The 6,339-nt window shown below is 30.5% G+C and carries 4 protein-coding genes; 1 reads left to right on the forward strand and 3 read right to left on the reverse strand.

Features of this window, described 5'->3' with window-relative positions:
- Positions 1 to 83: 83 nt before the first annotated feature.
- The 3 genes from VJY32_RS13000 to VJY32_RS13010 all read right to left on the reverse strand — a co-directional run bounded on the left by VJY32_RS13000 (position 84) and on the right by VJY32_RS13010 (position 5,519).
- Positions 84 to 1,727, reverse strand: coding sequence for a T9SS type A sorting domain-containing protein (locus VJY32_RS13000; protein WP_353678355.1), 1,644 nt, complete (start codon positions 1,725 to 1,727; stop codon positions 84 to 86).
- An 11-nt stretch (positions 1,728 to 1,738) separates the two neighbouring features.
- Positions 1,739 to 4,540, reverse strand: a complete 2,802-nt coding sequence (locus tag VJY32_RS13005) for a TonB-dependent receptor (RefSeq protein ID WP_353678356.1) — start codon at positions 4,538 to 4,540, stop codon at positions 1,739 to 1,741.
- Positions 4,541 to 4,712: 172 nt separating this feature from the next.
- Positions 4,713 to 5,519 (reverse strand): lysophospholipid acyltransferase family protein, encoded by an 807-nt coding sequence (locus VJY32_RS13010; RefSeq protein WP_353678357.1) that lies wholly within the window; start codon positions 5,517 to 5,519, stop codon positions 4,713 to 4,715.
- A gap of 144 nt (positions 5,520 to 5,663) precedes the next feature.
- Between VJY32_RS13010 and VJY32_RS13015 the strand changes: the two genes are divergently transcribed.
- On the forward strand, positions 5,664 to 6,062 hold the full coding sequence (locus VJY32_RS13015; protein ID WP_353678358.1) for a GNAT family N-acetyltransferase: 399 nt from the start codon (positions 5,664 to 5,666) through the stop codon (positions 6,060 to 6,062).
- Positions 6,063 to 6,339: the final 277 nt, after the last annotated feature.

A 6,339-nucleotide genomic window follows, 5' to 3' on the forward strand; every position in this document is an offset into this window, starting at 1 on the left:
AAAATGTTAATTTTTAATTACTAAAAAAGGTGCCCCCTTTTGAAGGGAACACCTTTAGAGAGAGAGGAGAGAGAGTACCAAAATTATTTCATCAATGTCATTTTCTTTACTGCAGTGAAATTATTTGACTCGAGTTTATAAATATAAACTCCAGAAGGAAGATTTTCAGCATTCCAATTTATAAAGTATGTACCAGCATCTTTATAACCATCAATGAGTTTTGCTATTTCCTGTCCCAATGAATTATAAACAATCAAATTCACATAACCTGATTTTGGCAATGTGAATGAAATGGTAGTATTAGGATTAAATGGATTTGGATAATTTTGATACAACTGAAAATCAGCTGGTATATTTTTATTATATGTTTCTTTAACATCTGTCAAAGTATAATCAGTATTTTGCGGATCATAATTTGTCCAGCGTTCGTCCCATCGTGGTCCATTCGGGTTGAATGCGCCAATATAATTTACATGTGTAAAAAAATTATCTTTTAATCTATCGTTATTAAAACTTGCATTTGTTGAAGCATATGAATTAGATGCAGGTATTGGATTTGGATTTGTGAGATTAAATGGATCAATTAAACCGACATCGCTACTTTTATCAAATGTCTTATTACCAAAATCAGGGTTATTAAACCATGTAACAACATCAAAACCATTAACATTTGTAGTTAGATTTTTACCTGATTGTGACCCTGCTATAATAGTATTTCTTATTTGTAAGTCATTTGCAATAGCACCATCTGCTGAATTCTGTCCATCAATTAAAAGTCCAACTGGATAACCCATAATTATTGAATTATAAATTGATGTAAGAGCCGATCTTCTTAAATGAGCACCTCTTTTGTAATTCGAATTAAATTGTGTAAAATCTGGCGAAGGAAGTGGTCCTATTAGAGTAACATTAGAAAAAATTGGTTGTGTCCTTGGTGAATTTAGTGTACCAGTTCCATCATTATCAGATTCAAAACCGTTGCTGCCACTTATGTCTGCCATGTTCGGGTCCCTAAAACCAAATAAAAATTGGCATTTCCCTCTATAACCAAAGTCAGTATCAAACTCATCATCTAAACCTTTATAAGCAATTAAGTATTTACAATTAACTGTTCCACCAAAACATTCAAATGAGTCATCCCCACTATAACTTACTTGCACATACTCAATAATAGTTTTCCTTCCTACTCCACCCAAAGTTAAACCATTAATTTCATTATCAGGAAGAAAAGCTATACCAGGGAATTCAATTCTTACATATTTAAGAACTCCACTGCTGTCATCATCATTTGGTTTATCTCCTCCGCCATAAACTGTGCCTGTACCGCCCTCAATAACTGCTGTTCCTCCAGGCACATTTATGCTTGCCCTCCCAGCTATTATAATACCGCCCCAATCTCCAGCCCCTCTTTGTCCTTTGGGTTGTTGGCTTGTAAATATAATTGGTTTATCAGGTGTACCAATAGCAACAATTTTTGCGCCTCTATTTATTATTAAAGACCCCTTAGAAGATTTTTCTCCATAAATTATTGTCCCTGCAGGAATTGTTAAAGTTGCAGGTTCATTAACATTAACAAATCCTCTCAACAAATATTTTTTATTTGCATCAAGTACTTTATCGGAATTAATATTTCCTTCTAATACTTCATCAAATGGAGCAAGTTGTGCAAATAATGATGTTGCTGATATAAAAAACAGTAAAGAAAATTTTTTGAATAATTTCAACATGTAACCTCCTTTTATAATTTGTATGATATGTTAAATGATATAGATGAATTATTACTGTCCAATCGAGCTTTCTTATTTCCTTGCATAAAAGTTTTATTTTGTGCTAAGATATCTTTAGCTGTTAATTTCAATTCTATATTTTCAGTTAGTTTATGATTTACAACAATGTCTATTATATCACGTGGTTTTTCGATAATATCATCTTCATATGCAGTTGCTACTTCAACAATTCTTTCACCAATTCGATTATATAATAAACTTATAGTCGTACCTAAATCTTGTGAATTATAAGTTAACCCGATATTTACGACATAAGGTGATTGTCCCTGAAGTGGTCTTCCTGTTCTTGCAATTGTTGTTTCGGTTGCTTTTACTGTAACAGTAGATTTAATTAATGTAATATTTGAATTAATTGAAAAATTAGATAATAAATTACTTATTCGACTCAACGCTAATCTTCCTTCCAACTCAATACCATAAATTTTTGCAATATCTGAATTCATATAAGTTCTTTCTGAACCTAATGCACTGCCGGAAACAACAACCTGTTCTATAGCATCTTTAATATCTTTATAGAAAATACTTGCAGATAATAATTCACTCACACCTGGATAAGTTTCGTATCTAAAATCGTAATTTTTTACTAAGGCTCTCTTTAAATAAGGATTACCACGCAAGGATGTTTGAGTATAAAAATCAAAATATGCAAATGGTGCAAGTTCTCTTAACTCAGGTCGATTAACAGTTTGATTAGCAGATAATCTTAGATTAGTATTTTCAGAAATTTTATAAATGATATTCAAAGATGGAAGAAAATCCAAATCCTTTAATTGATAATTTAAATCTATCTGGTCGGACAAGTCTCTTGAATTAATTATCTGTACAGAATTTTCTAATCTTGTCCCGGCAATTATTTTTAGTTCTTTATTAAAAAATGGAACACTATGTTCAAACATCAAATATGCTGCAATGTATTCTTGCTGAGCTTTATAATTATTTGTTCCATTAAGATATTCTTGAATTGAAAAACCATTTCTTCTGTAATTTTCTGGCGAGAAGATTTTATCCATTGGCAGATATAATAAACTAAAATCTGTATAACCATTACCGGGTGCATTGATAATGGTACCTATCAATCTCGATTTAAAATCTCTATTTTTATCTTCAATGCTTCCACCGAATTTTATTTTTACTGAAGAAACTGGAAAGGAAATATCTATATTTATTCCTTTTGTATTCTCATCCAAATTAGAATAAAATCTTCCTCCATTTTTTAAATTTACTTGTGGTCCCAACAAAGCAGCAAACTGATTATCACTTCCAATTTCTCTTGAATAAATCATTCTTCGATAATCCGGCTCATCACGATAGGAAATTGAGTTATATAATTTCCACTCAAATTGAAGATTGTTCAGATTGGAAAAGTAATGTTCACCACTTAATTGACCAGAATAAACGCCTCTCGATGTAAACCTTAAAGAAGATAATATTTGTTCCGTTCCAGAATCTGTAAATTGATTACCCTTAAGTTCAGAAACTTCATCATCAGATGTATGACTGTAAGTGTTCTTGAAACTTAATTTATGATAATCATTTAGTTTATAACTAAGATTCAGTATTCCTCCCCAAAGAGTTGAATAAGTAGATTGCTCACCGGAGTAATTAAATCTTGGTTCACCACTTGCTTCAAATTCATTTCTTTCAAGAGAAATTTTGTTGAATTGATTTCGATATGATAATGCAGCTACAAAACCAAACTTAGGACCAAATATCGTAACTCCATCGCCTACTGAAATCATAAATCCACCATTCAATGGAGCTTTCGTTTGTTTTACAGACCAATTATTCGGTAAAGATTTAGCATATTCTAAAATTTCATTCGATGAATAATTTCCTTTACTCAAATTTGTAGGTATGGTTGAAGGAAGAGTTCTTGAGCCGTCATCAATTCCAAGAAAATCAAGTTTGCCGCCTTTATATGTCTTGAAACTCGAGAAGGTAATATTGTTTGTATAAGAACTCGTTAATGACACATTAAACTTTAGTTTATCAGGAAAATCAATTGTGTTTATGTTAACCAATCCTCCAGCAAAATTTCCTGGTTTATCAGGAGTATAAGTTTTTTCAATTATTGTGTTATCAAGTAAATTTGAAGGAATTAGGTCAAAAGCAAATGATTTTTTATCTGGCTCTGTACTTGATAGTGGTGTATTGTTAAGCATTGCATTACTATATCGTTCACTTGTGCCTCTTACAAAAACGAATTTATTGTCTACTATAGATACTCCTGTTATTCTTTTCAATGCTTCGCTTGATGTTGCATCAGGCGATTTTTTAATTTGTTCAGCAGTTATTCCATCACTTATTGTTATTGAATTTTTTTGTTTATTCAATAGTGCGGCTTCATAAGAATTATCAGCTTTACTAATCACAATTACTTCTTCAACATTAATTGCTTCGGGTTTCAAAGCAACATTAACAATTGTTTTTTGACCTGCTAAAACTTTTATATTGGAAATTTTTGTTTTAGCATATGAGATATAGCTAACAATCAACTCGTATTCACCGGGTTCTATATTTGATATTAGATAATTACCGTCCAAGTCACTTGCAGCACCATAATTTGTATTAGCTAAAACTATATTTGCCCCAATAATTGGCTCACCTGTTGATTGGTCAATAATTTTCCCGCCAATTGCCCCCTTTGTTTTAGTTTGTGCTGATATGCTTACATTCACAAGTAAAAATATTAATAATGATTTGGTTAAGAATTTCATGATTGTTTTAATATTATTATTGTATAAAGTGTACATCTCTTACTCCTCTTCTTAAATTGCTGTAGCAAAAGTAAGATGGGTATGTTAACTCATCATTAAGAGAGTGTTAAGGAAATGTTAAGTTTTTTAGATGAGAGTATGAATTATTGTAAGCTGAAATACATATAAATTATTAGGGGCAATTTCCTTGTATGATTAATATATAAAATTATAACTGCTCTTGAATCAAATCTTTTCTGTTCCATTCGATAAATTTATTTTTAATAAACTCAATTACTTTTTGATGTTCTTCATTACCACTACCAGTAATTTTCATTGGTTCGCCAAAACAAATTTTTACTTCCTTCAATGGATCAATTTTCCCAAAATCTTTTATTAACTTTCCATTGCCCCATGCATCAGTTAAAAGTGCAACTGGAATTATGGGGACATTATTTCGTTTTGCTAATTTTATTCCCAAAGTATTAAATCCGGAAGTATTTAAATAAAGAGACCTTGTTCTTTGTGGAAAAATTATGATTGATTTACCCTTTGCTATTTTTTCACTGCCTTGATTTAACACTGCGATTAAATCTTCTCTTGGATTTTTTCTTGTAACTAAAATTGGGTCTCGTGCCGCAGATACAGGTCCAAATAATGGAAATCGAACAAGCTCTTCTTTCATAACGTAAACAATTCTTTTTACTGGGTGAATAATTACTGGAAAGATAAAAGTCTCTAATACACTCATATGATTTGAAATAAAAATTACAGGACCATCAACTTTTTTAAGGTTGTTCATTCCTGTGATATGAAATTTTATTCCGGTTCTTTCAAGACCCCTCATTATATCCAGTGAAGAATAAATCCATTTATCATCATCATATATTCCTTTCACCGCTTGACGATTACAATAATAAACTATACGAAGTAAATGACGGAAATAAAAATATAAGGATGGAAATGGCTTTCTGTGATAGTGATTAGTAGTTATATATTCATCTCGTTCAGCAAGAATTATATTTGAATGTTTCATAAAAATTATTTTTTATTCAAAGGAAAATTATAAAAAATAATAATTATTTTTTTAAACTCACTAAAAACAATCATTAACATAATTTTCTTAAATTCTATGGAACAAAATTACATAAACATATCATATTGCAATAAGGAGGTAAACTTGGGAATTGAATATTCTTTTACGAAAGAATTATCTCCAGAAGATGTTGCAAATGTATTTCGTAATTCAGGAATTAGAAGACCTTATAATGATTTAAATAGAATAAAAAAAATGATAGATAATGCAGATATAATTATTTCTGCATGGAATAATAAACAATTAATAGGTATCGCAAGAGCTTTAACAGATTATTCCTATTGTTGTTACTTATCAGACTTAGCAGTAGATAAAGAATATCAAAATATTGGGATAGGGAAACATTTAATAGAATTATTAAGAAATATTATAGGTGAAGAAGTTGCATTAATATTAATATCTGCCCCAGAGGCAATTAATTATTATCCCAAAATTGGATTCGAAAAATGTGAACGTGCTTTTATAATTAACAGAAAAAGATAAAATTTTTTAAAGACACGCTGATGAAAATATACCATTATAAATTTTCATAATCACTTATCATTTTTCTAACACAATAATTTTCATCATTAGAGTTAAGTCGATTTTAATTAATAAGATATTTTGTGACCCCAACGGGAATCTCCCAAAGGGACTCCTTTGGAGGAACCCGTATTTTCACCTTGAAAGAGTGTAATTAATTTTGAATTGAATTTTGAGAAATGCTTTTGTGACCCCAACGGGAATCTCCCAAAGGGACTCCTTTGGAGGAACCCGTATT

This window comes from Rosettibacter primus, assembly GCF_036860675.1.
GTDB lineage: Bacteria > Bacteroidota > Ignavibacteria > Ignavibacteriales > Melioribacteraceae > Rosettibacter > Rosettibacter primus.

Excerpts from the sequence above, each read along its gene's own strand:
- VJY32_RS13010 (WP_353678357.1), bottom strand. The coding sequence starts at position 5,519 with ATGAAACATTCAAATATAATTCTTGCTGAACGAGATGAATATATAACT.
- VJY32_RS13000 (WP_353678355.1), bottom strand. The coding sequence starts at position 1,727 with ATGTTGAAATTATTCAAAAAATTTTCTTTACTGTTTTTTATATCAGCA.
- VJY32_RS13005 (WP_353678356.1), bottom strand. The coding sequence starts at position 4,540 with ATGTACACTTTATACAATAATAATATTAAAACAATCATGAAATTCTTA.